Source organism: Undibacterium sp. Di27W, from assembly GCF_049340345.1.
GTDB lineage: Bacteria > Pseudomonadota > Gammaproteobacteria > Burkholderiales > Burkholderiaceae_D > Undibacterium.
Genome location: NZ_JBMPOS010000009.1, coordinates 26,926 through 52,722, shown reverse-complemented (window position 1 = coordinate 52,722; position 25,797 = coordinate 26,926). Strand labels below are relative to the sequence as shown.

Below are 25,797 nucleotides of genomic sequence, written 5' to 3'. Positions count from 1 at the left end.
GCCGTGCTCTAGTGTCATTGATGAGCTGCTTAAAGTTTATATAAGTCCCAGATTTAGTAAGGGCAAGTTTGCCGATCACCAAACCGCCCTCTTCTTAAGATTAAGATCAACTACACAAGATACAGTATACTCAGGCAATCAGATCCACTTACCTTGGGCCATCTAACGTATGCACCACACCAACCAGACAAATCTTCCGAGCGCAGAAGCGATTAATGCCCTGGTCGCTGAAGCCAGGCAACTGGTGCAACAAGACACAGCCCAGTACCTGCCCAAGCTGGGCATGGCATTACGCAGCCTGGGTAGCTGGCATCATATGCAAAATCAGCCGCAGGAGGCGCATGTCGCGTTTGAAGAAGCGCTGGATATTTTTATTAAACTTGCCGCTGATGATACAGCGACTTACCGCCCACTGGCAGCCTCGGTCTTGCTGGAGCTGGCAAAAATCCATTCGAATGCCTACCAGCTGGAACAGGCCCATCACTACATCACCCCTGCCCTGGATGTCTACCGGCAGTTGGCGGATCATGACCCCAGCAGCTATGCCCGCCCGCTGGCAGATGCCCTGGTGATTTTTGCGACCATCATCAATTCAGACGAACGCAAGCAAGAAACACAGGATGCCTTTGCAGAAGCCCTGCATATCTATCGTCAACTCGATGACAGTAGCGGTGCCAATTATTTACTCTACCTCTCCAGCGCCCTCAGCAACCTGGGCTGGCTACACATCCATGATACAGATCCGCAGCTGGCCATAGGCTATTGCCAGGACGCCGTAGCGGTGTATCGCCGCATGCTGCAAAGTGAGGAGTACCAGCATGGGCCCAGTCAGCTAGGCCCGCTGAGCGCATCACTGGAAGACCTGGGTATACTATATGGCCTGCACCAGCGCATACCCGAAGCCATTACGACTTTTGAACAGGCAGTGCAAATACGCCGCCAACTGGCACAGCAAAATCCAGCCCACCAGATGCCCAAGCTGGCCAGCGCCCTGTTTAACCTCGGCTATATGCACCAGGTGAGCAGCAACTACCCGCAAGCCCGCATCGCCTATGAAGAAGTGGCCACTACCTTATCCACCGTAGTAGACCAATTCCCGCAATTGCAGGCAGATATAGACAAGGCCAGGCTGGCGGCGCAAGAAATGCTGGAGTTTGCTGGCGGCATGGATGCCCGTGCCTAGATCAATACCCCGGTGCCGATACATGCCCCACTTCATACGCCTGCACAATAGCAGGCAAACCCGCTACTTGTGCGGCAGTTTTAGCCGCTGCCGCATCGCGCCATAAAGTAAAGCGCACCAGCGTCCATTCATTGGGATCAAAGGCCACCACTGTTGCCAGCACACCGTCTTGCTGGCTCAGTTTTTTTGCGGCGCTGGTTTCTTCTTCGCGCAAGCCACCCAGTGCAGTGTAAGGCGCAATAGCACTGACCTGGCGAGTAGCGAATTGTGCACTGCGCACCTGCTCACCGACATGGCTATGCCATACCGACCATTGCTTGACCGCAGGCCAGCCAAAGGCGTGAGAGACGGCCTTGAAACCATCGCCACAGAGGAAATTATTCAAGCCTTCATTATCATTCCACAGATAAAAAGGGGCGTAGACATTCTGGCTCGATGCCGTGGGTTCGCTGTCTTTGCTGGCATGCAGATAAGCCTTGAAAGCCAGGCCAGGGAAGTTGTCCAGCATATGGCCCTTGCTGGCAATCCGCTGGCGCACGATGTCCATGTCGTAGTCGGCAGGGAGGGTGAAGTTGTATTGCATGGCGAGCATTTTGGGTGTCCTTTTGACTCAGGTTGGTAGGAAAATTTCTTTTATAGATTGCAATTGTCGTAGGTTGGGCTACGGGGTATCAGCCCAACACTCGGCATTTAAATGACGTATACGTTTGCAAAGGCTCATTGTTGGGCTGGTAAAGCGTAGCCTAGCGAGGCCCGGCCCAACCTACGGCACTAAAGACCAAAAATCTCACCACAGAGACACAGAGGCACAGAGATGGCACTGAGGTTTTAACAATGTGCACGTTGAAGCTCTACCATCCATGATGCAAACTTCATCTTAAATGCTTTGCTCTGTGTCTACTCTGTGTCTCTGTGCCTCTGTGTTGAGTGGTCTTAAGGTTTTGATTCGCAGGTTGGGCCGGGCCTTGTTAATTTCGTAGGTTGGGCTACGCTTCATCAGCCCAACACTCGGCGTTTAAATGACGTATACGTTTGCAAAGGTCCAGTGTTGGGCTGATACCCCGTAGCCCAACCTACGAAATTAACTAGGCCTCGCCTACGTCATTGCAATTGCCTCACTCATACCGCGCCACCCCGTCATACATCACGCCACCACTAAACGACCAATCCTCGGCTGCGGTGGTATTGATGTTGACCATGACATCCTCTGCCCGCAGCCCTGGTGACATTGCCAGCAGCGCCACCAGGCGCTGGTAAAACGCCGCCTTGGTGGCAGCGCTGCGCTGGCGGCCTGCGGTGATCTGTATCATCACAAAATCATCCGACCTGGGCTTGCCCTGGTGGCTGATGTAATCGCGGTCAAACACCAGCTCATTCGCCTCATGCTGCTGGATGATCTGGAAGCGGTCTTTGAGTGGCACTTCATAGGCATCGACCAGGGCTTGGTGCAAGGCATCAGACAAGGCTTGCAGATATTCAGGTGATTTTCCTTTTAACAGGGATACACGGCTCATGGGCATGATTTACTCCTTCGTTGGGGCTGGGGTTGTGGTTGGGGTTACAAGTAATTGACGTAGCGCGCTCACAGCCGATGCCGCCGTTGGCCAGCCCGCATAAAACGCCAGGTGGGTGATGATTTCCACCAGTTCCGCCTGCGAGATACCGTTGTCCAGCGCGCGCTGCATATGGAAGGGTAATTGCTCACTGCGGTTCAGGGCGATCAGTGTGGCGACGGTAATCAGGCTACGGTCACGCGCTGGCAAGCCCGGCCTTTGCCAGATGTCATCGAACAAGACCTTATCGGTCAACTCGGCAAATTTGGGGGCGATGTCGCCCATCAGTTCGCGGGCGATGGTGCTGGGACTATGGCTGAGTTGGGGGGTGGCTGGCATACGGTAACTCCAAAAGAGAGGTTGACAGGCACAAGATAGCCGATTATCTTCATCCATAAAATCAGATAATTTCAAACCAATCATTCCAAAAAACGGGATGATTGACAAAATTTTAAGGAAGCAGCCGTGAGCAAGATCACCTTTGACCTCGACGTCATACGCAGTTTTGTGACTGGCATAGAGCTGGGCAGCTTTGCCAAGGCGGCCGACAGGCTGGGCCGCTCCACCTCTGCCGTCAGCGCCCAGCTCAAGAAGCTGGAAGAACAAGTCGGCAGCCCCATCCTGCGCAAATCCGGGCGCGGCATGGTGCCCACGACCGCGGGCGAAACCCTGCTGGCCTATGGCCGCCGCCTGCTCGAACTCAATGATGAAGCCGCTGCCGCCGTGCGCGGTGTCGATCTCGAAGGCTGGATCAGGCTGGGCATACCAGAAGACTTTGGCGAGCGCATACTCACCGACGTGCTGGGCCGCTTTGCCCGTGCCCACCCCAGGGTCAGGATAGAAGCCAGAATCGCCCGCAATGCCACCCTGCTCGAGCTCATCACTGCAGGCCAGCTGGACCTGGCCCTGACCTGGGATGGCAATATCAGCAGCCCGCACAGCGAACACCTGCGCAACTTTGCCTTGCACTGGATAGGCGCGGCAGACACGCAACTGCAAGCCAGCTATACCACAGACGACCCGCTGCCCCTGATCGCCTTCGAGTCCCCCTGCCTCATGCGCAGTTATGCTACCAGCGCGCTGGACCGTGCCAACATCCCCTGGCGGTTATCCTTCAACTGCCCCAGCCTGTCCGGCATCTGGGCCGCCGTCGCCGCCGGCCTGGGCGTGACCGTGCGCACCGCCGTTGGCCTGCCCCAGCACCTGCGCATCATCCACAGCCCCACCCTGCCCGCCCTACCCATGCTGGGCCTGACTTTGCATCGCCTGGATGCTGAACCTGACATGGCCGTGCAGCGTTTGCGAGAGATTATTCTGGAGACCCTGATGGAAGAGGATGTGGGGCTGCAGTTGAAAGCTGCGTGATGGTTTGCAGCTCTCATGAGCAAGCTCATGGCAAGCCCGTTTGCACATGATTAAGTGCTCATGTAGTATCTGCGACAAGAGATAGTCTGATTCAATCAACTCTATTTCAATAGTTACCCTCAAGGAGGCAATATGAAACGTGTGGTTGGCATAGGCGGCGTGTTTTTTAAAGCAAAAGATCCTAAAGCCCTGGGCGCATGGTATCGCGATCATCTGGGTTTTGACCTGAGCGAATGGGGTGGCGCAGTGTTTGAGGCCAATGGCAGCGACAAGGATGCAAAAACCGCCTGGTCTTTATTCCCTGCAGACTCCACTTACTTTGCCCCCAGCACCCAACCCTTCATGATCAACTACCGCGTCGATGATTTGCACGCCCTGCTGGCCGCCCTGCGTGCAGAAGGCTGCGATGTCGATGCCAGGGTGGATGAATCAGAATATGGCAAATTCGGCTGGGTCATGGACCCCGAGGGTAACCGGGTGGAGTTGTGGGAACCACCGGCAAGCTGACGTGTCATATCGTTGATTGTAGTCTTGCATCATGGAGCACATGGCGCACCGGTGCTTTACCATGCGCCCTGTCTTCCGGCCATGTAGCACTTACACCTGTTTCTCTATGATCCTCCCCCGTCATACCGGACTTGATCTGGCATCCCATGTTCTTAAGCCCCGGGTGCAAATATTGTTGATCTTTGCAGAAGAGTATTTTCAGCATCCTGCTCCCAAAATACCGATGCCAGTTCACTACGAAAGCCGCTGGATGCCAGATCAGGTCTGGCATGACGGTTGGGAGGTTTTCATCTTGTATAAGCTGCGGCTTTTTTTCAGGCTTTAAAAACAGATTGACTGGTGCTTCCTTTATCAGTCTGACTGTAATACCTGGCGCTTTCCTTAGCGATTTGAGCCCATGAAGCTGAAGGCGCATCAAGCAACGCGCCCTGCATCGCTAACGCACCTATGGGTGATAGCTTAGCTCTATCGATTTTTTACTCAACGCCACCCCATGCAGTTCGATGAACCGGGTCGGCATGGATGACATGCGTTTCAAGTGGGGGACGAGCTTGATGTCTTCTGCAAATGTCACATCGAAGGTGTCGCATTCCCCATCCCAATACGGGAAAATTTGATGATAAATTTTGTTACCGCCGTCAAATGCCAGCTTGTCCACTTGCGCCAAAAGCGATGGAGGAATTAACAGGTTCTCAAAATACGCCAGCACTTCGGGGATGACATCGTAGCCTTCTTTCTCTATCATGATCTCGCGGTCCGTGTGTTGACGGATGAACTCATGCACATCAAAGCGTGGCAAGAGTTTTTCCTGGACGTACATTAGCTCCTGGATGACAAGCAGCTTGAAGTTGAGGTCTTTAAATTGATGCCGTCCGTTACTTGGCATTGCCTGATCCGTGGCTTGTGTGCCCATTACCTGATGCAGTGCTCTTAAAGCATCAATGTGCGTACCGGCATGCCCGCTATCGACTATCATCTTCAACAAGCGCATGACTTTCTTCGATTTTTTTAACAGCAGGCGTCTGTCCTCATCGGTGCTCAATCTGTAAAAAAAAGCATATTGGGCAAAGGCATCAAACTGGCTGGCTGTCCATTTCTTAGCGAAGACTTCAAGCTGCCGTGTGATCTTATCCAGATCATCATAGATAAAACTACTACCGCTATTGTCCACCAAATCCAGCATGATGTTATAGAACATGCCCTCCCGGTTCTTGTGCACATCATTGATAAGATAAAAATCGATGAGCTGGCTTAAGATAGTTGAGCGCTCGGGAGCATGCTCAAGCAAAGCAAGCGTCATGATATTTCCAAAATCTGGATTTGCCTGCACAAGAGCGAATAGTAATCCAGATGCATCCGCCCTCAGATCGTCTGCCTGATCTATGCCCAGGTGATAATAATAAATCTCCAGCAGTATTTCAATCGCATCAGCACCAATACCAGTATGCGGTTTGACGGGCATCGTGAACAGTGTCTGTGTTGAGTATGCAACGATGTTTTTGATCAAATCCAGAATAAAGGGCGAATGCCGTCGCAGCGCCAGGTGCAAATACTTGTTTGAACCAGGAAGATGCAAATGGTTATCGTGAAAAGCATAGAGCAGCTGGTAAGCGACTTGTGCCTGCTCGGCACTTGTCCATGTGGTTTCCGCCAGCGTCTTGATGACGGCGTCGTATAGACGATGCGCATTCAGCGGCGACTGCTCGCTATACACCAGCCATGCACGATTAATAGCCTTGATGATGTGCGTGTACTTGGCCTGCGTCGGCGCAAGCTTCTTGACCACTTCCATGGTTTCAGCAACGACCAGCCAGCCTTCTTCCTCGGAATACTTTTTAATATCACCGCTAAAGTCTTCCAATAGCCGGGTCATGTGCTTGCTACGCGTCTGCAGAGCGTAAAGCAGGTCTTTGCTGATCATGTTGATATCCAATTTTTTACGACATGGCGATTATACGATTAAATATACGGCCAAATTTCGGTGCGTTGCAACGCACCCTACGGATACGGAGCTGGCAGTAGGCCATGTGGGCTAGTGGTGGAATAAGGAGATTGCCATGCATAGTCTAATTTTTTGTTCGCAAGCAAGCGGTAAAGGCGCGGCGACCTTGAACAAGATGCCCACAACTCGGCAATTGCTTGGGGTAGGAGCGGCTTTAGCCGTGAACGTGTTTGCCGAGCTGCTATTCGCGGCTAAAGCCGCTCCTACGGGGATAAGTTTCAATGTAGGTGTTGGACAGAGTTAACACGTATCGTTCCTTTCTACACCGCATGCTTAAGGCCGCCATGCCGGACTTGATCCGGCATCCAGTGTCGTTAGGTCCTGGTTACAAATACTGTTGATTTTTGTAGAAGACGTGGACAGGATCCTGTTCCTGAATACCGATGCCAGTTCACGACGAAAGCCGCTGGATGCCCGATCGGGTCTAGCATGACGGTTTGGAGGTTTTTATCACGCATAAGACACGGTTTTTTTAGACATACAAAAAATTCCGTTTTGATATGATGGATCGAGCAATCTTGTGCTTCGATTAAGTCCTCGTAATTACTTCGATAAAAGTAAATACACGATTCTTAACAAAAAAGCGAATCGCGCTTAAGTGGATAACAATGCTATAAAAATTTACCCGATGCTTCATCTAACATCCCAATCAACTCTACGGCACTGATTCTGACGCTATTAAAATCTTGCACATCACCCCATGCCTCATGTTCTGAGATTTCCATGATAAATGGTTCCAGGCCCAGCATTATCAAACCAGACAGGAGTGTGCGAATATTTTTATCCACTTCTGGATGATCGTTTAAAAAGAGTTCAGCGCAAAAAAACACGCCTTCTTTCCCTCTGGCCAATCTGCTGAATATAGAGTCAATCGACAGGCCTACGACAGCCCTGATTAAGCTAACTGCTTCCAAGCTACGTGCTGGCGTTGCGATGGAGATAGAAATTTTAGACATAAGAACAGCGCTTTAAATAGGCGGTGGATTCACTCTCGCCAACGCCAATAGATACTTCCATCATCAAGGTAAATTGCAGGTAGCGATATGCCGCGTATTGCTGAAGACTCAGTATCACGAAGGCTCCAGTTGTTTTCATCTATCCATCCAGGTGGCCATTTAATTTCAACTATGTCATTTTCGTCAACAAGATATTCAAAAAAAGAACGCATGTCGTCACTTGCCGAAGACAATTCAATATCTCCAGTAAACCATGCGCCGTCATCATGCAGTACCTTACTCACGTATCCGACAATCGTATCGTAATATAAAAGCTCAAGCATTTTGAATAGCAAGAAGATTATTGCTGATTTAAAAGGGAGGCCGAATTGCCTTAGTCAACTAAGAAAAATACAAAAATTGGAGTGCACTGCCTGTTAGGGTGTTTAAAAATTTCAGCGCTTGTGCTGCCTTTTCTCGATACAAGAGACCAGAGACCATACCAATTTGTGTTGCATCGCTCACGCAGAAATCATATCGTTCTTATGCTGCAACAGATACGCGATGGTTTTTTCAAGGTATTTGCGCTCTTCTTTTGTATCATCTTTGCTTTTTTCGCGATAATAATCCACCAACTTTATTAAATTCGGGTTATTCGCCAACCAGGCTACTATCAATGCCCGATATTCAATATCTACCATTGTGTCTATGCCGGGCAAGATGGCTGGATTCATTTTTTCATCAATAGAAAAAATGTCCTGACATTGATCAAGATAGGGAATGATTTTTTCCACCAGCAATACCCCTAAATCTTCCAGTATGACGAGAAATTCTTGCAAATTATTAGCATCTTCGCTTGTTACGGTGCCGGTGAAATATTCTTGGCCGATTTCCATATACGAGCGATAGGCGCGGGCATGAATTTTTCTACTCAAATCATCGATCACATCCAGGTAAGTATAGGTCGTCAATACTACCCGATATGGCAAACTGAAATCGTAAGATGCCAATACGATGTCCTGGCTGCCACCTTTTATCTTTCTGGTAAATTTTTTCTCCGAAATGCCCTCGTTCTTCTTCAATGCAAACCCAAGTCGCGCCAACACGGGTTCCAAATAAGAAAACATCATGTCTTTTAAGGTACTTCTATTCCAGGGAAGCTCCTCCAGCTCCAGCTGTTTTTGTTTTTGTATAAACTGCACAAGCTGCGCACTGCCAGGGCGATATACTGCAGCCGTTTGTGGATCAATGATACTGAGTTTCAGCTTGTCGGCACATAACAGAATGTAGGACAAAACTTCTCCATGGCTATGGGAAATACCCAAAATCGCCACACGCCCACCAAAGTTGTCTATCAGCGGGCCATCCGACCATGGGCATTCATCCATGCTCTCATCATCGTCTTCATAACTGGACAGGCAGGGATACAGTTTCACCAATTGCGTATGCAATTTGCGCAAGCTGGCATGCGCTTTATTGCTTTGCTTTGACCTGGCCTGTTTAATCTCATCTGCCTGCGCCAGGGCTTGCTGATCGTCATCTGACAGCACGTCAGTAAAAATTTCTATCGTATAACTCATATCAGTAATAAAGTGAATTGCTTTTGTCCATCAAACGGCATATATCATAGCCCCAAACAATCGTTGCAGGAAACCTTAATTAAGACAGATGTGGCCGAATAAGGATGGATGCCAGATGTCGTTAAACCTTGGCTGAAAATGCTACTGAACTTTGCAGAAGACGTGGACAGCATCCTGTTCCTAAATGCCAGTGCTAGTCCGCGACGAAAGCCGCTGGATGCCAGATCGAGTCTGGCATGACGGTTGGGAGGTTTTTATCTGAAATAAGAAACGGTTTTTTGCAGGTTTTCAGCAGGACAGATTTACTGGCTGAAGCTTTTCGTGCGAAACATGGTCGGCTATGTGTTGCTATATACGGCCATTTATCGGTGCGTTGTAACGCACCCTACCGGTTAACGTAAGTAGTACCGCCCTGTCAATTTTCTCAGGGCAGCCTGGATCACTACTTGCACTTGCCGGTGACTGCATTATAGGCTAGCGCAGCGACTGCCAAGTAGCCGACGAAAGTGGTTTGGCCTATGGTGACGCCTGCATCAGAGTTGGGTCTGATGCAGTCTTCTATCTTGGCCTTGCTGACTTCGTGTCCGAATTGCCGGTTTTTTTTGGCCTCTGCGGCTTCCAGGGCTTGTATAGTTTGGCCAGCTATTTTTGGCATATCAGTGCGACTGTCTGCATAGGCTTTGGCGATCGCCTCTTTACCAATATTCAATCTGGCTGGCGCACTGGCTTTGTCTTCAGTGGGCAGGTCTTTGCCTGCGTCGGGTATGTCTGGCGGCGTTATTGTCTGCTGAGCTTGCGGTGTTGTGCTTGCCGGTCTGGATGTTGCTTGTTCCGTTTTTTCTGACTTATTGGCTACATTATTGCTGGGCTTTTTTTCTGGCTTGCTCTCTGTTTTTGGCGGTGTGGGGAGTGTAGGAATGATTTTGAGCAGAGGCGAAAAATCGAGGGTGAGATAGCTGCTTTCTGGCACGGCATTTTTATGCCAGGGTTTGATCAACTGGAATAAGAGCAAAGCGGTAATCAGTGTAGCGATGGTGAAGGAAACCATGGGTTGCCATAGAGTCTGACTACCCCACATCAGCTTGCGTTCGTGCATCTTTAACCTTCAACATGGAAACAGCTGCTTCGACCCTGGCTTTGATGAAACAGTTCCGCCTAGGATCTTCTCCCTGCTATTCGCGTAATAAGCGCTTATTCATCCTTATTTGTTGATATTTTTGGTGGCATAAGCGATGCTTACCAGCTACGCAAAGTCGTAAACCTACCATGCGCTGCATCTACCGTGAGTAATTGCCCGCCCAGGCTGGCGTGGGCCTGGCCTGGGCGCAGGCTGATTTTACCCAGGCCGGGAATCATCAAATCCCTGAGTTGCTTTAGTTGTTGCAGTAGCTCAGCACGGCTTAGCTGGCGGCCACTGCGTTTGAGTGCTTCTATCAATACCATGCCAGAGGCATAGGCGGCGTCGCTATAGGCGCCGGGCAAGTCAAACACGGTGCTGCTGGTGCGCCAGGGTAGCAGCAAGCGCAGGCGGGCTGCCTGTGCAAGCGGCAGTTGCAGGCTGGCCGGGCCGATATGGATGGCGCTGGCATACACCAGGCCGTCGCCGCTGTTGGCCAGCATGGCGGACAAACCGGCGGGGCCACCAAGATAAATCACCGCTTCGCCCGGCTTGCGGACCTTGGCAGACCAGATTTGCTCGCGCAGGGATTGGTGATTGGCTCTTGCTTGCTGTCGCAACTCCTGGAGTAAAGCAGGCAAGGCGGGATCATTGCCCATGTCATAGATGAGGGTCAGTTGTTGTGCTGCTTTATCTTTGGGCGCATCCAGCGCGGCCTGGGCCAGTAAAGCGCTGGCGTGTTCGCGCATTGAAGACAAGATGGGGAAGCTGCCCGGCGCAAGGCTGTCAGAAAAATTGGCAATGCCTGGCATGGGCAAGGGGCCGATGAGCGCTGGCCTGTCTGCTTCCACAACAGGATAGGGGGTAGCTTGAAGTTGAGTTTGAAATTCAGGCCGCGAAGTATCTTGCACGCTGGCGACCTCGACAAATGCCTGCCCTGCTGTCGGGTTAATGAGCAGTTCCAGCCTGCGCCCATACACTTGCTGATCGAAAGCCTGACTCAAGCCTGCCTGTATGGCAGCACCATAGACATTGGCAGGCAAACGCACGCCTACACGCAGCAGGGTGTCAGTCAGGCCAGGTGTGTCTTTGGCGATAACATGCAGGTAGGCGATCAAGTCATCCAGGCTGGCGGTATCTATCTGATAACGTGGCATGAGCGGGTGCAGGCTCAGCCCATTGCTGCCCAGGCCGTCCAGCAAGGCACGTTGCAGTAGCAGGCGGTCTGCCTGGCCTGCCAATGCCGGGGCGCTCAGGCCGCCCTCTTCCCGCCCTTCGCCGCGGCTGCCATGGCAGCGTACACAGGCTGCCTGGCCCTTGCTGCCCTGGTGATAAATGGCTTGCCCGCGTTGCCAGGCGCTGTCCTGGGCTGCGGCATAGTCAGGCAAGAGCAAGCACAGCAAACCGCAAAAAATAGCCTTGAAGCTTGCCATCATCTCGCAGACAGCAACTTTCCTACGGCTAAGGCGATGTCTTCAGGTTTGGCGGTGGCGTATATTTTTTTCCAGTCGCCGGTCTGTACATTGCCTGCCAATAAAATGCCGCTGTGGGCATCTTTATCCTCACCGCTGCCGCCCAGTTTTTTAGCCACTGCGGCAATATTCTCAGAACTGCCGGTCAAAAATAACCAGCCTGGGCGCACCTGGAACTTGCTGGCAAAGTCTTTTAATACCCTGGGGGTATCGGTATCGGGGTCTACCGTGATGCTGACCATTTGCACGCGGGGGTCCAGCAGGGGTTGCACCCTGGCCAGGTTGGCGGTCATGGGGGAACAGATGCCGGGACAAGTGGTGAAGATGAAATTGATGAGCACGACTTTGTCTTTCATGACGTCATCAAAGAAGTGCACGGTTTTGCCATCTTGTGTTTGCAAAGGCAAATTGGGGAAGTAGCGGCCGTTGGCAGTTTGCAGGGCGGGGTCGGGGCCAGCTACTTGTTCTACGGTTTTCAGGATGAGTTTGGCTTCTGGCATGCTGGCCAGCTGTTGCCAGGCATTCTTTTTTTCATTGATGACCAGCACTAGGCCACTATGATTGCTGATGTCACCGACACCGGCATTCAGGGAGCGTAATAATTTATCGACGATGGCTTTGTTACCCGTCAAAAATTCCCAGCCCGGGCCTGCCTCAAACTGCTGGGCAAAAGCTTTCAGGCGTGCAGGCTGGTCGGTGTTGGGGTCTATGCTGACAGAAATGAAAACCACGTCGCGCCCTACCCGCGTGCCCAGGTCGCGTTGTACCTGGCGCAAGGTGGCGGTCTGGGTGGGGCAGATCATGGTGCAGGAAGTGAAGATAAAATTGACGACCGCCGTCTTGCCTTGCACCAGGTCACGGTAGAAAGCCACATTCTTGCCATCCTGGTTGATGAGCTGGGCCTCAGGGATGGCGCGGCTTGCCGCCAGTGTGGACGATGCCCAGAACAGGCCCAGGACGCAATAGCTGATGCATCGCATGATCTGGGTCAGCACAGCCTGCAGGTTTTTTATGTCTCGCTTCATATCGATCCCGATTATGGAAAACCCTATTTCACCGTCAACACCAGTTGTGTCGTCTGGTTCCAGTTCATGCCCAGCGATGCTGACTGAAAGTAAACATAGTAATGACCACTGCTGGGTGCTGCAAATGTGATGCCATATGCACCGCTGTCCAGTGCGCTGGCATCGAGTTGCAGTTGCTGGTTGTTTGCGCTGTTAAACAACAAGACTTGCAGATCGGCTACGCCAGACTTGGCTGCGCCGCTGACAGTATCACGGATAATAAATTGCAGCTTCTGACTTGTGCCTGTATTCAAAGCCGATGTAGAACCAGCCAGTGTCACTACATAATGCGCTGGTGTTGGCCTGGCCGGATCAGCCTGCACCGTGAGTGGGAAGCAATGCAGCATCCTGGGTGAGTCGAGATAAAACACCAGCTGATAATTGCCCGCCTTGGGCAAGCGGGCGCTGGCCTGGTACAGGCCGGGCTGGCGCTCTTGCAGGCTATGGTCCAGCACCAGCACGGCACGTGGTTCGTGGCCATAATTGCGGAAGCTGCCTGCGGGCGCACTCATGCCTTCCTGGTAGTAATAGATGGTGCGGTCTGCCGGGTTAGCCAGCAGGGTCGCGGCACCATTGGGCACCATCACTGTGGTGTCGGCCAGGCTGCTGGCACTGCGCCCCTGGTCGGGTGCTTTTTGTCCATTGCCAACTGCTGCCAAGGCCAGTGGCTGGCCGGTTTGTATGGCATGCTCTATCGCATCGAGTGGCAGCAGCTGTACGATTTCGCTATGACGCCGCCGGATATAGGCGATGCGATCAGAGAAGGTCACCTGGTCAGGCCCATGCGTGACATCTGCAACTTTTACGATCTGGTTGGTAGCGGCATCAAGCAAATCGAGTTTGTTTTTTTGCGGGTTGAGGATAAAGCCATAGCGGCCATCCGGTGCGAAGCGAATGGTGGAGATGCCCGGCAGCGCCTTGATACTGGCCGCCTGCCTGCCTGCCACATCAAAGGCAAGCACCTGGCCATCGCCTTCGTGGGCGACGTACAGCAGTTGTGCCTTGACTGACCATGCCATGGCGACCGGCTTGTCGCCAACGGCGATATCTGCAATCTTCTTGAGGCTGCTTGCGGCTATGAGGCTGATGCTATTGTCAGCAGCATTGCTGACGAACGCGCTCTTGCCGTCATCACTGAAGGCGATGGTGTGCTTGCCAAGTCCAGTCTGGATCGTGGCCAGCACTTGTGCACTGTCCGCCGCCAGCACCGTCACACCGTCGTCGGTCAATACCCACACTTGCCGCGTACCTGGGCGCAAGGCCATTTGCCCAGGATGGCCAGGCACGGGCACCTGGGTTTTGACTTGCCAGTTGCGGGTATCGACCAGCGCCACCTCATGCACCTGGGGCTGGCTGACCCAGAGGTTTTGCTCAGGGGTCAGCAACCAGTCTTGCCCTTGCCCATGCAGTATCACCATGGTCAGCAGCTTGGAGCCACCAAAGCCGGTTTGTGGATTGATGACGGAGATGGAATTATCTTCATTCAGGGCCAGCACGTAATAAGCATTCAGGCTCAGTGCAGGTGCATGGAGTAAATCGCCACCGATGAAAGTCGCCACCTTGCGGCGGCAAGCCTGCTCGCTATTATTGTCGTTATTATTGTCGCTGTTGTTGCCACTAATATCATCGCCCTTGCCTTGCCAATCGACCCAGGCGATAGGTCGCGCATTGCGTATGGGATTTGCACTGGCGGCATCGCGCAGGTTCAGGCTGAAGCGGGCTTCTGCCCCCTCTTGCATGGATTGCGACATATCCAGTTGCAGGGAGACGCCATCCTTGATGATTTGCCCGGACTGTACAACAGCCCCGGTGCTGGCCTGTGTGGGCGCTGCTGTCTCGGCAGCAGCTGCAAGCCCGGTCACCAAAAAAACCGCTCCCAGCATGAGCCCCGGCAGTCGCTGCAAGCTGCGCCAGTCGTGCAAGGAAACGTTTTTTTTGTTTGCAGATGCCATCAGCGCGTCCGTCGTTTAGTCAGTTGCTCAGGTACCAGCCGCTTTGCTGGCCCCGGTGCATCTGGCGATGCTGCTGGGGCATCGGCCCCTACCAGTGCGTTTTGCAGGAGTGCCGCGGCTTTGGCCATATCCACGGGCTGATGAAGCGCCAGCCCGCCCAGATGTGAACGCACTTCCAGGGTCTGCGGCATTTGCGCAGTCGCACTGTATTGCCAGCGTCCGCTTTGATCGACCTTGACAGTGGCCACTTCTTTGCCATCGGCCACGATGGTCACAAATTCTGCAAATGACCATTGCAGCTTGCCAGGGAGGGCCGTGACGCGGCCTGCCAGTTGCAGCTGGTCGCCATTGGACTGCACCTCGTCGATGACGACGGTATCAGAAAAATCGATCTGCTCGCGTGGCGCAATACGGTTGACCCGCAGCACGCCCCAGCCGCCCGTTGAGTACTGTCCGTTTGGCCAGCTACGGTACAGATAATCACCGGGCACGGCGAAGTTGCCACCAGCCTTGTCGACAACCACATCAAAATGCGAGGATGTGCCATAGCCGGAAGTGGTGCCAGTCTCTGGTGAGGTCGGGCTGCTGCCTATCTTGCTGGACTGGTTGATATACGGGACAAATTGCCATTGATGCCCGGTCAGCTCAAAGACATTGAGCGCATCGGCAGTGCCTGGCGGGCCAAGCAGGCGGAAGCGCACCGGTGTGCCCGCATTGGCGCTGAAAACTGGCGTTTGCGGGTCCCTGCCTATGAGCGTGTTTGATACTTCGGCAGTGGTATTGATGTTGGGCAGTACCCCATTGATATTGCCGCCGATATTGCTCAGGTCATCTTTTTGCAGATTGCTCCAGTTGGGGATGGGCAAATTGTTTTGCTTGAACCCGGGATTAAGCAGTGCGCCAAAGCGGTAGAAGAAAGGCTCGGTACGGTAATTGACAGCCATCATAGGCATGCCCGCTTCGTACAATGAATTACCACCCAGCTGCATGGCGATATCGGTTTGCATGAACACGGCAAAATCACGGAAAGCCTTGCCGCTGGCTGGCACCACAGTGGCAGAGACATGGGTGCCGGTGTCGTCTTGCCATTGTGAACCCAGGGGTTCTATGATCATGCCGCCAAACAGGCCGTGGTAAGCCTGCATCAGCATATCGGCAGGCGTCAGGTTGAGTGCGCCAAATTCTATGGGGGTGGCCCTGGTGACGCCGTTTTCATTTTGCAGGTTACCGGCATACCAGGTATAGATAATGGAAGGCAGCGTGCCAGTACAAGGTGCCGGGTTGCAGGCGGCCACGGTTTGCACAGGGTTATTGCCTACATTCATGCCATCACTTTGGCTGATATCCATCGCCAGCATTTGTGGATGCAAGCCAGCCTGGCTGGATGGCAGCAGTTTGATGTTGCCATAAGCATTGGTAAAACCATTGAAAGGGCGCGTTGCGGATTCACCCGTCGTAAACACGGCAGCTTTTGCATTGACGCGATTACTCAGTTGCAGCTGGATCACATCGCCTGCTGCGGCGCGCAAAGTCAGTGGTTCTGGTTTAAGGCCCGCCTTCAGTGTGCCATCCGGGTTCAGGTCCTGGTCTTGTACATAGATGATGGCATTCGGGTCATTCAGGCTTTGTGTGGAAAATGGCCCGACTTTTTGCCCTGTACTCAGATTGGCACCGCGGCTGTTGTATAGCAGCGTGCCATTTGGGCCCAGCAATTGTTGTATCGTGGTTGCCGACACCTTGAACTGGCGCAGGCAGGGCTGGCGCAAGCTGCAATCCGGGCTGAGCTTAGGCATGCTGGTGGGCAGGGGTTTGATGCTTTGGTTGCCAGGCAAGGGAGCCAGCCAGGACACTTGCTGGTTGTAGCTGCGCATCAGATTCCATGCGCCACTGAGCAAGCCGTCATATGCACTGCCAGGGTTGACCAGATAATCGAGGTTCTGGACTTTGCCCGTTTGCGGGATAGTAAACAATGCTTCGAAATGCTCAGACAAGCCCATGGTCTGGCTGCCACGATAACCGGAGTCAGGATTGAAGGGCTCGAACAGCCATTTGTTGCCATTGACGGTGAGGTTGTGATTACCAACCAGGGCACCATCGATCAGACGCAATTGCACAGGGTCATTTTCATAGACATGCAAGAGCGGTGTGTAAGGATCGGTTTTCCCCATTTGTGCGCTGATGGCTTGCACAGGGAAGATGAAGCAGGGATTGCTGGCCGTTCTGATGCACTTGGGATTGATGGCCGAGCCGCCCGCAGGCTGCACATTCAACTGCGCATCATAGCGCGTGATGGAGCGAAATGCCATTGCCGAATCGGTCGCAGAGTTAATCGCTCCTGTCGGTGAGGCAACCCGCAATGCCAGTGACTCATTGCGGTAATTGAGTACCGAGACACCGACACCAAAACCGGCAATGATGCTGGGTGTGGTGGTGGGTGCGGAGGTGGGTGACTGCGCCGGATTGACAGGATTGCTGATCGCTACCGCCAGGCAGCCATTGCAGTTGATGCCGTTAAGTGGATCAGCCCAGCCGGTATAAGTGCCCTTTGTATTTGGTGTGCAGCCACTGTATCTGGGCTCTTGCCCCGGATAGCAATCAAAGCTGCTGCGGCTGCCTGGCAGGTAGGCAAATTGCGAGTCTGCAATCGCCAGGCCAAATTCGCGATAAGCCTTCCCCTGGCGCGGCAGGATGTTGGCGGCATAACTGGTAGGGCCGCCATCAGTGCGAGTGCCCATCCTGGTTTTGCCATCCGCCGAAGTCCAGCTTGAGCCTGTCGGCTCTATCACCAGCCCGGCGTACAGGCCCACCATCTGGTGCGTCGATGGGCCAAAATGGTCATGGGTAAATACCGTCAGCAGAGTACGGTCTGCCTGCTGTTTATCCAGCACTGGGTCTACCCACCAGCGCTGCACCGTGGCCTGTGCGCCTAGCCATTGCATGCTGCCTGGTGTGGGGCCATTGCCAAATGCCGGTATGGTTTTTGGGCTCAATTTGACTTGCTTACCACCTACGGCAATACCGCCAGCCTTATTAATGGCATCGATACGGCCACGTACTTCATCGGGGCTGAAGGTGCCGTCTTCATAGTTAAAACCATTGGCGGCACCATCCGATGCCAGTACATCAAACTTCACCAGGTGGATATGCTGGCCTATGATGTCCGTCGGTGTGCGCACCTGAAAATCATCCAGCTCATAATAGCTGGGCACCAGGTTGGCATGCCAGTATTCAACCAGGTCATTGCTGTTGGCGCGGAAGAATAGCGGCTCTGGCGGTTTCTCACCGCTGATGATGGGTTTTACATCCTGCCACAGCGCCAATATGCGTTGCTGCGGGAAATGCCAGCCCTTCTTGTTGAGCACGACATCGGTCTGCATGGCCGCACCCTTGTAGATGCGTAAGGGTGGCGTACCCACTGCCCCTCTGGCGGGGTTGGCAAACGGTGCACCGGGCGCACGCTTCAAGCCATTCATGGCGAATTGTGCAGGGCTGCCATCGGGCAAGCTGGTGGTGACTGATTTTTGTTCATGCATGCTCATTGCCGCCTGTTCTGTGGCGGTGCCCTGCTCAGGCAATTCTATGGCATTGATGAGACTCATCTCTTTGGTAAAGTCGGTCGGCGTGACTTTATCGACAGAAATCCTGCCACCGGCAATCACATGGCGTGGCAGGCCGCCATTCAGGGCGACACCATTCTCGACTGCAAAATCATTCGGTGGATGTGGCGCACGGTGCCCGGCGATGCCAGGTACAAAAAATGGATAACCGGGGTTACCTGTGCCCGTCACCCTGGCCTGGCCCTTGTCGATATGCACGGCCGCTGGCAATGGTGCCATGGCGCGGGTAGGCAAGGGTACGACGCCAGGGATAGGCGTGCCAGCCACAATCTCGCCATCCGGCAGCGCCCGTGAACCCGGCCTTGGCCTGCCAGCGCTGTCCAGGGGCGTGCCCAGTTCCAGCACATCATGGACGCGGAACAATGCCCACATGCCGCTGGCAAAATGGGGATAGAAATGGCAATGGAAGATAGAGTCACCCGGCGTCAGGTTACGGTTACCACTGCCCTCGTAGACCAGGTCCATGGTATAGGATGAACCCGGGCCTATGGTCTGGCTGTCGAGATAGCTGCTGGTGTCGCTGTCAGGTGTATACAGCCACTGGTGGGCATGGTGATGATGCACATGGAAAATGCCCTGCCCCGCATGCAGGACGCGGAAGCGGGCGCGGTCACCCTGGTAAGTGTGATACACATTCGATGGATCATCCGGGAAGCGCGCCAGGGTGGCTTTGGGCGGGGTACAGGGTTGCTGAGGGCAAGTCAGGTTGGCGGGATTATCCACCACCATGGCAGGGTCACCACCCGCCCAGGAACTCAGGAAAAATTCTTCAAATTTACATTCAGGGCAATCAGCCGTCGGCCCGACCTTGAGCCGGTTGGCGAGGATTTCAGCAGAAATACCGGCCGAACCATAATTGATGGAAAACGCATCGCTGGCACCATTCAAGACCTTATTCAAGGGATCGCTGGAATTATTCATCTGCGGGAATGCCTGCACCAGCGTGAATGACTCATGGTACATCACCGTCACTTCACGATAAGGTGACTCGGGATTGGGGTAGGATGGATTGCGTGTGCCGCTGACAGCAAAGGGGCCATGGTTGGGCCCGGTGATGATGGCCGTCAAATCGCTGTGGACTATATTGTTTCTGGCATCCAGCATCTTCAGCACTGGCTTGCTGCTGCCGGGTATCAGCGCATCATAGTTAATCACCGGATAGCCGGTCGCGCTGGTGCCCGATGCCTGTTGCATCTCCGCCTGCGTGACCTGGCTGCGATACCATTCCGACCCGCGTGGCTGCACATTGACAGAACCAAACAGACCATAGGTCAGTTGCTCCTGCCCGGCCATGCTATACAGCAAGAACGTGCCCTCTTGCGCCGCAAACAGGCGATAGGTGATGGCTTTGCCGGGGGCTATGATACCGCTATTGTTGCCACCAGCTGTAACAGGATTATTGCCAACAAAGCTGCCATCATCGGCGATGGATTGCACCAGCTCCAGGCCAGCTACATGGACAGAGACATTGCGTGTCGCTGGCTGGTCAGTATTGGCATTGGGCAGCTTGAGCCAGTTCTGGAAATTCACCACCAGGCAATCACCGACATTCGCCCGCAAGACCATGGGACGCGGACGCTTGCCAGGTCGCAATTGCGCATTGCCCGGCCCAGGCGTGCTGCCGCTGATGGCCACCACATCGCCACGCAGCGCATACACCATGCCACCCGGCTGTGAAGTGCCCAGGCGGTTAATCATCATGGCCTGGTCTATCGCCACCACATCGGCAGAGATGCTGCGTTCGCAGCGCCCGGCAACAGCATTCTCAGTCACCGCCTGTGCCTGGGCAGCGAGCATGAGCAGTATGGGAGCGAGGCTAGGGCCTATCATAGAAAGGATTTTCATCTCAGTTCCATTTCAAGAAAGTGGGGGGAGTCACAAACCTTGGCGCAGCCAGGCAGAGTTGCCAGCTGTTGATATTTTTAATTGCATTTTTTACAATTACACAATCACTATACTCCTAATTCTTAGGTTTTTAATAATCAGGGAGAATATTTTAATTAAGCTAGAATGAGCGTTGTGTTTTTAATACAGACTGGCACCGCAGCCAGACCGTCAGCATCAAAAGAAAGCCCTGATCCACACCCATGACAAATACACCCGAAGTTAACACCAAAGTTAAAAGAAGCGGCAAACCAAAACACCTGCTTGCCTGGTTAAGGCTGGCGCTATTTTTCTGCCTGATGCTGTATTTCCTGATGCGCGCTATCGATTATTTACACCAGGCTGGTTGCGCGCAAAGCCCTGCCGTTGGAGCGACGATCGCCTCTGGCGACCTGGGTTTCATTTCTGCTGGCTATCAATGGCTGGTGATGTTATTGGGTGCCGCCATCTTCGCTACCTGGCCAGGTGTCAGTCGAGGGCGTGGCATGTGGCGCGCCTTGCTTTTTCTCCTCATCAGCTTTTGCCTGTCCATCGTGCTATCGGTCTGGTATGAAGATGTCGCAGCAGAAACCTGCGTGCGGCCAGTTGCGGCAATACAGCCCGGTGCTGGCAACAACATGATAAGCAGCATTGCCAGATGAGCAGTTTCACGTATATAGTCTTTGCTTCCATGCAAGATTAATCACTCACCATGCCTACCCTGATTTTCACGCCACGTTATAGCGATGACTCACAAGCCTTGTGGAAAGCAGCAGGGGCACTGGGCTGGCAAGTAGAACGCCTGAGCAACTGGCGCGTGCCTGAACATATGCAGCATCTGGACGAGCCAGTCCTGTACGGCGAAGCACTGTTTGGCCCCACGCTGGCAGACCAACTGGGCCTGCGTTTGCTCAGCCCGCCCGAAGACTGGCTGGTGCGCCTTCCCATGAAATACAAGTTGCGCGAAATAAGCCTGCAAACCCTGGGCCAGGCACGGCAACTGAACCAACCCGCCTTCATCAAACCACCAAATGACAAGAGCTTTCCGGCGGATGTGTACACCGGCGCAACGCTGCCAAATGAGTATGACGACGATATGCCTGTGTTGGTATCGGAGGTCGTCCAATGGGAAAAAGAATTCCGCTGCTTTGTATTACAGCGCCAGCTCATCAGCTATTCCATCTATTCCCGTTTTGGCGATGTGCAGCGCGAGAATGGCTTTGCCAGCAGCGCAGAAGAAGACCAGGCGCTGGAAGCTTTCATGAACAAACTGCTAGCCGATGATAGCGTGGACTTACCGGATGCCTGCGTCGTTGATGCTGGCATGCTGACCACAGGTAAATGGGCTTGCGTGGAACAAAACGCTGCCTGGGGTGCGGGCATTTATGGCTGCGACCCCGCCAGGGTGCTGCAAGTCTTGCAGCATGCATCGATCAGGATTTAAAAAATTACGACAATACCTGTCAAGAAAGGCACCATGTTCGAGCAATTGAAGACCCTGCTGCAAACCAATAATGCCCGCTTTCGCGTGGTAGAACATCTGGCCGAGGGCCAGTCAGAAAAAGTCGCCGCCATCCGTGGCACTGAGGTTGGCCAGGGTGCCAAGGCCATGCTATGCCAGAGCAAGGATGACGCCGCCAAACTGATACTGGCAATCTTGCCAGGTGACCAGAAGATCGATTTCAAAAAACTGGCGACTGCCGTGCAAGTCAAGAAAACCAGCTTCGCCGCGCCTGAGGCAGCCATGGAAAAGACCGGCTGTGTTATCGGCGCGATCCCACCCTTTGTATTTACTGAGGATATACAACTGGTGCTTGATCCTTCCCTGGTGGCGCGCTATGCTGAAATCGCCTTCAATGCCGGGCGGCTCGATACCTCCATCATCCTCAATACCGAAGACTATCTGCGCATTGCCCGGCCTTTGCTGCATGATATTTGTGCGGCTTGATACTGCTCGATAAAACTTAATACCGCTTGATTCCAACCAAGGCTAAGATCCATGTCCATACTGTTGCAGGCACGCCGTCACCCCTACTTTATTGTCATCTGGGCCGTCATCACCTTCATGTGCAGTGCCGAGCATGCGGGCTTCATGTTGTATCTGATCGCCATCCCCAGCCTGCTGTATGCCTTGATCAGAACTGCAGTCAACTGGCGCAAGGCAGATGTCCGCAATAAATATCTTTTGCTGATCGCCCTCATCCTGCTGTCAGCAGCGGTGGTGGCAGCTGTACATGTACAACGCCATCATCATGCCCGTTCCTATGCCGACAATATCATCAGTGAACTGGAAAAACACCGACAAGCGCATGGCGATTTCCCTGCCAGCCTGGACGATATCCCTACGCTGGCGAGCGCCGAAAGTCGCCCTCATATGCTGTTCTACAATAAGGGCAATGATGGCCCTTTCCTGACCTATGCCGCGACCTTTGTGCCCTTTGAAGCCTGGCACTATGACTTTAGCGAAAAAGCCTGGGTGTATGATTATGATTGAGTAAGTAATTGAGTGAGGCTGGCGTGGAATGAGCCTTCTTCCTTATCAAACGCCATCCTTATCTGACCTTGCTCATCCGATTTATTACTCAAACTATATGTTGCCCACATGAAGATCAGGGCTAAAATCCTATTTCCCTCTTCTCCAAGGACATCCCATGCAACAAGCCACCTGGACCGCTGTCGACGATTATTTTTCTGAACGCCTGATCCCTGCCGACCCGGTCCTCACGGCAACCTTGCGGGATAGTGATGATAGTGATTTACCACAGCAAAATGTGGCACCCAACCAGGGCAAGTTCCTGCATTTGCTGGCCAGGCTGCAAGGCGCAAAAACCGTGCTGGAATTTGGTACCCTGGGTGGCTATAGCGCGATCTGGCTGGCACGCGCCCTGCCTGAAGGCGGGCGGGTGGTGTCGCTGGAATTCAATCCACACAATGCCGCGGTAGCGCAAAAGAATATAGAGCGCGCAGGCCTCTCGCACATGATCGATATCCGTGTCGGCAAGGCGCTGGACACTTTGCCTCAATTGCAAGCCGAAGGCCTGCATCCATTTGACTTGATTTTTATCGATGCCGACAAGCCAAACAATCCACATTATCTGGAATGGTCATTGAAACTCTCGCGCCCCGGCACCCTCATCATCGGTGACAATGTGGTGCGCAATGGCGCCGTGATCGACCCGGCCAGCAGCGACGCCAATGTACAAGGCGTGCGCAGCTTCTTTGATCTCATGGCCAACAACCCGCGCCTGTCAGCAACCGCCCTGCAAACTGTAGGCAGCAAAGGCTATGACGGTTTCTCGATGGCGCTGGTGATTGCCTAAAGTTTGATGAACGCATGCGCACCATGCAGCGCATGCGTCGATCAAACCGGTGCGTTACAACGCACCCTACGGATTACCGTGTTTTGTAGGGTGCGTTGTAACGCACCGTTTTTGGACCAATGAATCAAGGCCATGGTGCGCACAGCCTGCCCTGCCACATTGCAGGTCTCGGATATTTCCTCTTCCTCATGCCCTGATCGGCTCAATATTCGCCGCTAAAGCCCCTCCTGCTTATCGCCTTATCAACTCTTGGTCAAAAGACCCTGGCCTCAGCCCAGCCTGATTTGCCAAGAGCAGCATTGTTTCATGTGACCGCTATGCTGTAATATGCGCGCAACCTATCACCACGACACAAAATTTTGCATGAAACGTCTTGCCCTGGCACTCCCGCCTATCCTGGCATTCGCAGCCTATCTGACGCTAGTACCCGTCCCCATCGTGCCTTTCGCCTGGCAAGCGCCAGTGACGAACGGCTATACCGGCGTGCATGCCACCAACACAAAGTTGCAAGATTTGCACAATATCGATTTGCATGGCGAAGTCGGGCCCGAGCATGTACTGATAGGCCCGGATGGCAAGCTCTACACTGGCCTGGCGAGCGGCAATATCTTGCGCATGCAGGCTGATGGCAGTGGTCAGGAAGTCTTTTGCAATACCGGCGGCAGGCCACTGGGCATGGCTTTTGATGCCGATGGCAGACTCATCGTGGCAGATGCCCTGAAAGGCTTGTTATCGGTAGCCGCAGATGGCAAATACACCATCTTGCTTGATACCCGCGAAGGCGGGCCGGTACGCTTCCCGGATGCGGTCGTGGTGGCTCGCAATGGCAATATCTATCTCAGCGATTCCACTGCCCGCTTCCCGGCCAGAAAATGGCACAGCACGGCCGAAGCCGCCATGCTGGATATCTTTGAACAATCCGCCACCGGACGCGTGCTGGAATACAAGCCGGTCAGCAAGGAAATGCGGGTGGTGGCACAGGGCCTGAGTTTTTCCAATGGCCTGGTACTTAGTGCAGACGAAACCAGCCTGTTCGTCAGTGAAAGCGGAAAGTACAGGGTCTGGAAAATCGCCGTCAATGCCGAACAACTCGATATTACCCGGGCGCTGACGCAAGTTACATCGCAAGCCCACCTGCTATTCGATAATCTGCCCGGTTACCCGGACAACCTCATGCGCGGCCTGGGCGGTAAGCTATGGCTGGGCCTGGCTGGCCAGCGCAACTTCCTCGACTACACCGCAGAGCGCCCCTACCTGCGCAGCATGGCCCTGCGCATCCCGCGCATGTTCTGGAAAATGCCAGCAAGCTATGGCCATGTCATCGCCTTCAACGAAGACGGCAAAGTCCTCAGCGACCTGCAAGACCCCAGCGGCGACTCTCCCACCGTCACCGGCGTCACGGAAACCGCGAACCGGCTGTATATCCACAATGTCAGTGGCAAGGGCCTGGGGTGGATGGCGAAGTAATCAGACCTAACGACTCAACTCAGTCTGTTGATGAAATCCATTCTGGTGGATGGACGACTTCCTGAAATACAATACGGCAAACATCACCATCACGATCACGCCCAGCACATTCGGCAAGATGCTGCTCCAGGGCTGCCACTGCTTGAACAGATTGCCAGCCCCGGCCGACAGCATGCCAAAGAAAACCGCCAGCATCTTGACGCCATGGTCTATGAATGCCGCGCTGGCTATCCAGCGCGCCTTCCAGTAAAAGCGGGACAGATCATACAAGGCAACCATGGCCAACCCGATCAAAGTGGCATTCGCCACGGCCAAAGGCACACTGGAGCGCGGTAGCACATAAGTACTCAGCACGCCTGCCCCCAGCAAAGCAGCAATCGCCATCCCCGCATCGATGAAATCCGGGCCTGATCTTGCAATTTTCAAAGCACGATAAGCACTGAAAAGCATATAGCTGGTCATCAGTGTCAGGCGACTGAGCATGGCAACGGTAGGCTTGTCGCGCAGAATAATCGATATCACCGAGGTGAGCAGCACAACAAACGCAAACAGTGCAAACACCTTGCCAAACCGCCGGTGCACCCTGCCCCCCTTCACACTCAAGATGGGGATGAGGCCGAGCAATAAACCTATAGTGCCTGCAACAATATGGATATTAATTTCAGGGAAAAAATGATTCATCAGTACGGCTCTTTCAAAGACAGATCAGCAAGCAGATTTGTTACGGTCTGGCTATTGTAAAAGAAGCCCTCAAGCCATGGAGAGCCATGCGACAGATTGAGGAAATAAAGCATCGACTT

General features: G+C 53.5%; 24 protein-coding genes. 10 read left to right on the top strand and 14 right to left on the bottom strand.

The window, feature by feature from the left end; genetic code table 11:
• The first annotated feature begins 169 nt into the window (after positions 1 to 169).
• The gene (locus ACO0LF_RS18230) at positions 170 to 1,183 is read left to right on the top strand and encodes a tetratricopeptide repeat protein (protein ID WP_423016515.1); all 1,014 of its coding nucleotides are present in this window, start codon (positions 170 to 172) and stop codon (positions 1,181 to 1,183) included.
• A gap of 1 nt (position 1,184) precedes the next feature.
• On the opposite strand, the gene ACO0LF_RS18225 is transcribed toward ACO0LF_RS18230, so the two are convergent.
• The 3 genes from ACO0LF_RS18225 to ACO0LF_RS18215 all read right to left on the bottom strand — a co-directional run bounded on the left by ACO0LF_RS18225 (position 1,185) and on the right by ACO0LF_RS18215 (position 3,075).
• Positions 1,185 to 1,775 (bottom strand): DUF4865 family protein, encoded by a 591-nt coding sequence (locus ACO0LF_RS18225; protein ID WP_423016513.1) that lies wholly within the window; start codon positions 1,773 to 1,775, stop codon positions 1,185 to 1,187.
• 523 nt (positions 1,776 to 2,298) lie between these two features.
• Complete coding sequence (locus ACO0LF_RS18220) at positions 2,299 to 2,703, bottom strand: tautomerase family protein (protein WP_423016511.1); 405 nt, start codon at positions 2,701 to 2,703, stop codon at positions 2,299 to 2,301.
• Positions 2,704 to 2,706: 3 nt separating this feature from the next.
• Complete coding sequence (locus ACO0LF_RS18215; RefSeq protein ID WP_423016509.1) at positions 2,707 to 3,075, bottom strand: carboxymuconolactone decarboxylase family protein; 369 nt, start codon at positions 3,073 to 3,075, stop codon at positions 2,707 to 2,709.
• A 126-nt stretch (positions 3,076 to 3,201) separates the two neighbouring features.
• On the opposite strand from ACO0LF_RS18215, the gene ACO0LF_RS18210 reads away from it, so the two are divergent.
• Positions 3,202 to 4,101 (top strand): LysR substrate-binding domain-containing protein, encoded by a 900-nt coding sequence (locus ACO0LF_RS18210; RefSeq protein ID WP_423016507.1) that lies wholly within the window; start codon positions 3,202 to 3,204, stop codon positions 4,099 to 4,101.
• 132 nt (positions 4,102 to 4,233) lie between these two features.
• The gene (locus ACO0LF_RS18205; RefSeq protein ID WP_423016505.1) at positions 4,234 to 4,608 is read left to right on the top strand and encodes a VOC family protein; all 375 of its coding nucleotides are present in this window, start codon (positions 4,234 to 4,236) and stop codon (positions 4,606 to 4,608) included.
• Positions 4,609 to 4,612: 4 nt separating this feature from the next.
• Here ACO0LF_RS18205 and ACO0LF_RS18200 read toward each other — a convergent pair whose 3' ends face one another.
• Together ACO0LF_RS18200 and ACO0LF_RS18195 are read right to left on the bottom strand one after the other, a co-directional pair.
• Positions 4,613 to 5,026, bottom strand: coding sequence for a hypothetical protein (locus ACO0LF_RS18200; protein ID WP_423016503.1), 414 nt, complete (start codon positions 5,024 to 5,026; stop codon positions 4,613 to 4,615).
• Between the two features lie 27 nt (positions 5,027 to 5,053).
• On the bottom strand, positions 5,054 to 6,529 hold the full coding sequence (locus tag ACO0LF_RS18195) for a DUF6892 domain-containing protein (protein ID WP_423016501.1): 1,476 nt from the start codon (positions 6,527 to 6,529) through the stop codon (positions 5,054 to 5,056).
• A gap of 136 nt (positions 6,530 to 6,665) precedes the next feature.
• On the opposite strand from ACO0LF_RS18195, the gene ACO0LF_RS18190 reads away from it, so the two are divergent.
• Complete coding sequence (locus tag ACO0LF_RS18190; RefSeq protein WP_423016499.1) at positions 6,666 to 6,854, top strand: hypothetical protein; 189 nt, start codon at positions 6,666 to 6,668, stop codon at positions 6,852 to 6,854.
• A 367-nt stretch (positions 6,855 to 7,221) separates the two neighbouring features.
• Here ACO0LF_RS18190 and ACO0LF_RS18185 read toward each other — a convergent pair whose 3' ends face one another.
• From ACO0LF_RS18185 to ACO0LF_RS18150, 8 genes are all read right to left on the bottom strand, one after another.
• Positions 7,222 to 7,566 (bottom strand): hypothetical protein, encoded by a 345-nt coding sequence (locus tag ACO0LF_RS18185; RefSeq protein ID WP_423016497.1) that lies wholly within the window; start codon positions 7,564 to 7,566, stop codon positions 7,222 to 7,224.
• A 29-nt stretch (positions 7,567 to 7,595) separates the two neighbouring features.
• Positions 7,596 to 7,889, bottom strand: a complete 294-nt coding sequence (locus tag ACO0LF_RS18180) for a hypothetical protein (protein WP_423016495.1) — start codon at positions 7,887 to 7,889, stop codon at positions 7,596 to 7,598.
• Positions 7,890 to 8,066: 177 nt separating this feature from the next.
• Positions 8,067 to 8,981 (bottom strand): hypothetical protein, encoded by a 915-nt coding sequence (locus ACO0LF_RS18175; protein WP_423016493.1) that lies wholly within the window; start codon positions 8,979 to 8,981, stop codon positions 8,067 to 8,069.
• Between the two features lie 586 nt (positions 8,982 to 9,567).
• On the bottom strand, positions 9,568 to 10,221 hold the full coding sequence (locus ACO0LF_RS18170; protein ID WP_423016491.1) for a hypothetical protein: 654 nt from the start codon (positions 10,219 to 10,221) through the stop codon (positions 9,568 to 9,570).
• A gap of 140 nt (positions 10,222 to 10,361) precedes the next feature.
• Positions 10,362 to 11,678 (bottom strand): c-type cytochrome, encoded by a 1,317-nt coding sequence (locus ACO0LF_RS18165; RefSeq protein ID WP_423016489.1) that lies wholly within the window; start codon positions 11,676 to 11,678, stop codon positions 10,362 to 10,364.
• The gene (locus tag ACO0LF_RS18160; protein ID WP_423016487.1) at positions 11,675 to 12,739 is read right to left on the bottom strand and encodes an SCO family protein; all 1,065 of its coding nucleotides are present in this window, start codon (positions 12,737 to 12,739) and stop codon (positions 11,675 to 11,677) included. Before ACO0LF_RS18160 ends, ACO0LF_RS18165 begins: the two co-directional genes overlap by 4 nt.
• A 23-nt stretch (positions 12,740 to 12,762) precedes the next feature.
• Entirely contained in the window at positions 12,763 to 14,730 is a 1,968-nt protein-coding gene (locus ACO0LF_RS18155) for a hypothetical protein (protein WP_423016485.1), read from the bottom strand.
• Positions 14,730 to 20,192: a hypothetical protein gene (locus tag ACO0LF_RS18150; RefSeq protein ID WP_423016483.1), complete on the bottom strand. Its 5,463-nt coding sequence runs from the start codon at positions 20,190 to 20,192 to the stop codon at positions 14,730 to 14,732. Before ACO0LF_RS18150 ends, ACO0LF_RS18155 begins: the two co-directional genes overlap by 1 nt.
• 242 nt (positions 20,193 to 20,434) lie before the next feature.
• Between ACO0LF_RS18150 and ACO0LF_RS18145 the strand changes: the two genes are divergently transcribed.
• The 6 genes from ACO0LF_RS18145 (at position 20,435) to ACO0LF_RS18120 (ending at position 24,997) form a co-directional block, all read left to right on the top strand.
• Positions 20,435 to 20,872 (top strand): hypothetical protein, encoded by a 438-nt coding sequence (locus ACO0LF_RS18145; RefSeq protein WP_423016481.1) that lies wholly within the window; start codon positions 20,435 to 20,437, stop codon positions 20,870 to 20,872.
• A 50-nt stretch (positions 20,873 to 20,922) separates the two neighbouring features.
• Positions 20,923 to 21,654, top strand: a complete 732-nt coding sequence (locus tag ACO0LF_RS18140; RefSeq protein WP_423016479.1) for an ATP-grasp domain-containing protein — start codon at positions 20,923 to 20,925, stop codon at positions 21,652 to 21,654.
• Between the two features lie 33 nt (positions 21,655 to 21,687).
• Complete coding sequence (locus ACO0LF_RS18135; RefSeq protein ID WP_423016477.1) at positions 21,688 to 22,158, top strand: YbaK/prolyl-tRNA synthetase associated domain-containing protein; 471 nt, start codon at positions 21,688 to 21,690, stop codon at positions 22,156 to 22,158.
• 51 nt (positions 22,159 to 22,209) lie between these two features.
• Positions 22,210 to 22,704 carry a hypothetical protein gene (locus ACO0LF_RS18130; RefSeq protein WP_423016475.1) on the top strand — a complete coding sequence of 165 codons (495 nt, stop codon included), beginning with the start codon at positions 22,210 to 22,212 and terminating at the stop codon, positions 22,702 to 22,704.
• A 157-nt stretch (positions 22,705 to 22,861) separates the two neighbouring features.
• Positions 22,862 to 23,530, top strand: coding sequence for an O-methyltransferase (locus tag ACO0LF_RS18125; protein WP_423016473.1), 669 nt, complete (start codon positions 22,862 to 22,864; stop codon positions 23,528 to 23,530).
• Positions 23,531 to 23,893: 363 nt separating this feature from the next.
• A complete protein-coding gene (locus ACO0LF_RS18120; protein WP_423016471.1) occupies positions 23,894 to 24,997 on the top strand; it encodes an SMP-30/gluconolactonase/LRE family protein in 1,104 nt (367 codons plus the stop codon).
• A 6-nt stretch (positions 24,998 to 25,003) separates the two neighbouring features.
• Here the strand turns inward: ACO0LF_RS18120 and ACO0LF_RS18115 are convergent, their stop codons facing one another.
• The gene (locus tag ACO0LF_RS18115; RefSeq protein WP_423016469.1) at positions 25,004 to 25,678 is read right to left on the bottom strand and encodes a hypothetical protein; all 675 of its coding nucleotides are present in this window, start codon (positions 25,676 to 25,678) and stop codon (positions 25,004 to 25,006) included.
• Positions 25,679 to 25,797 lie beyond the last annotated feature (119 nt).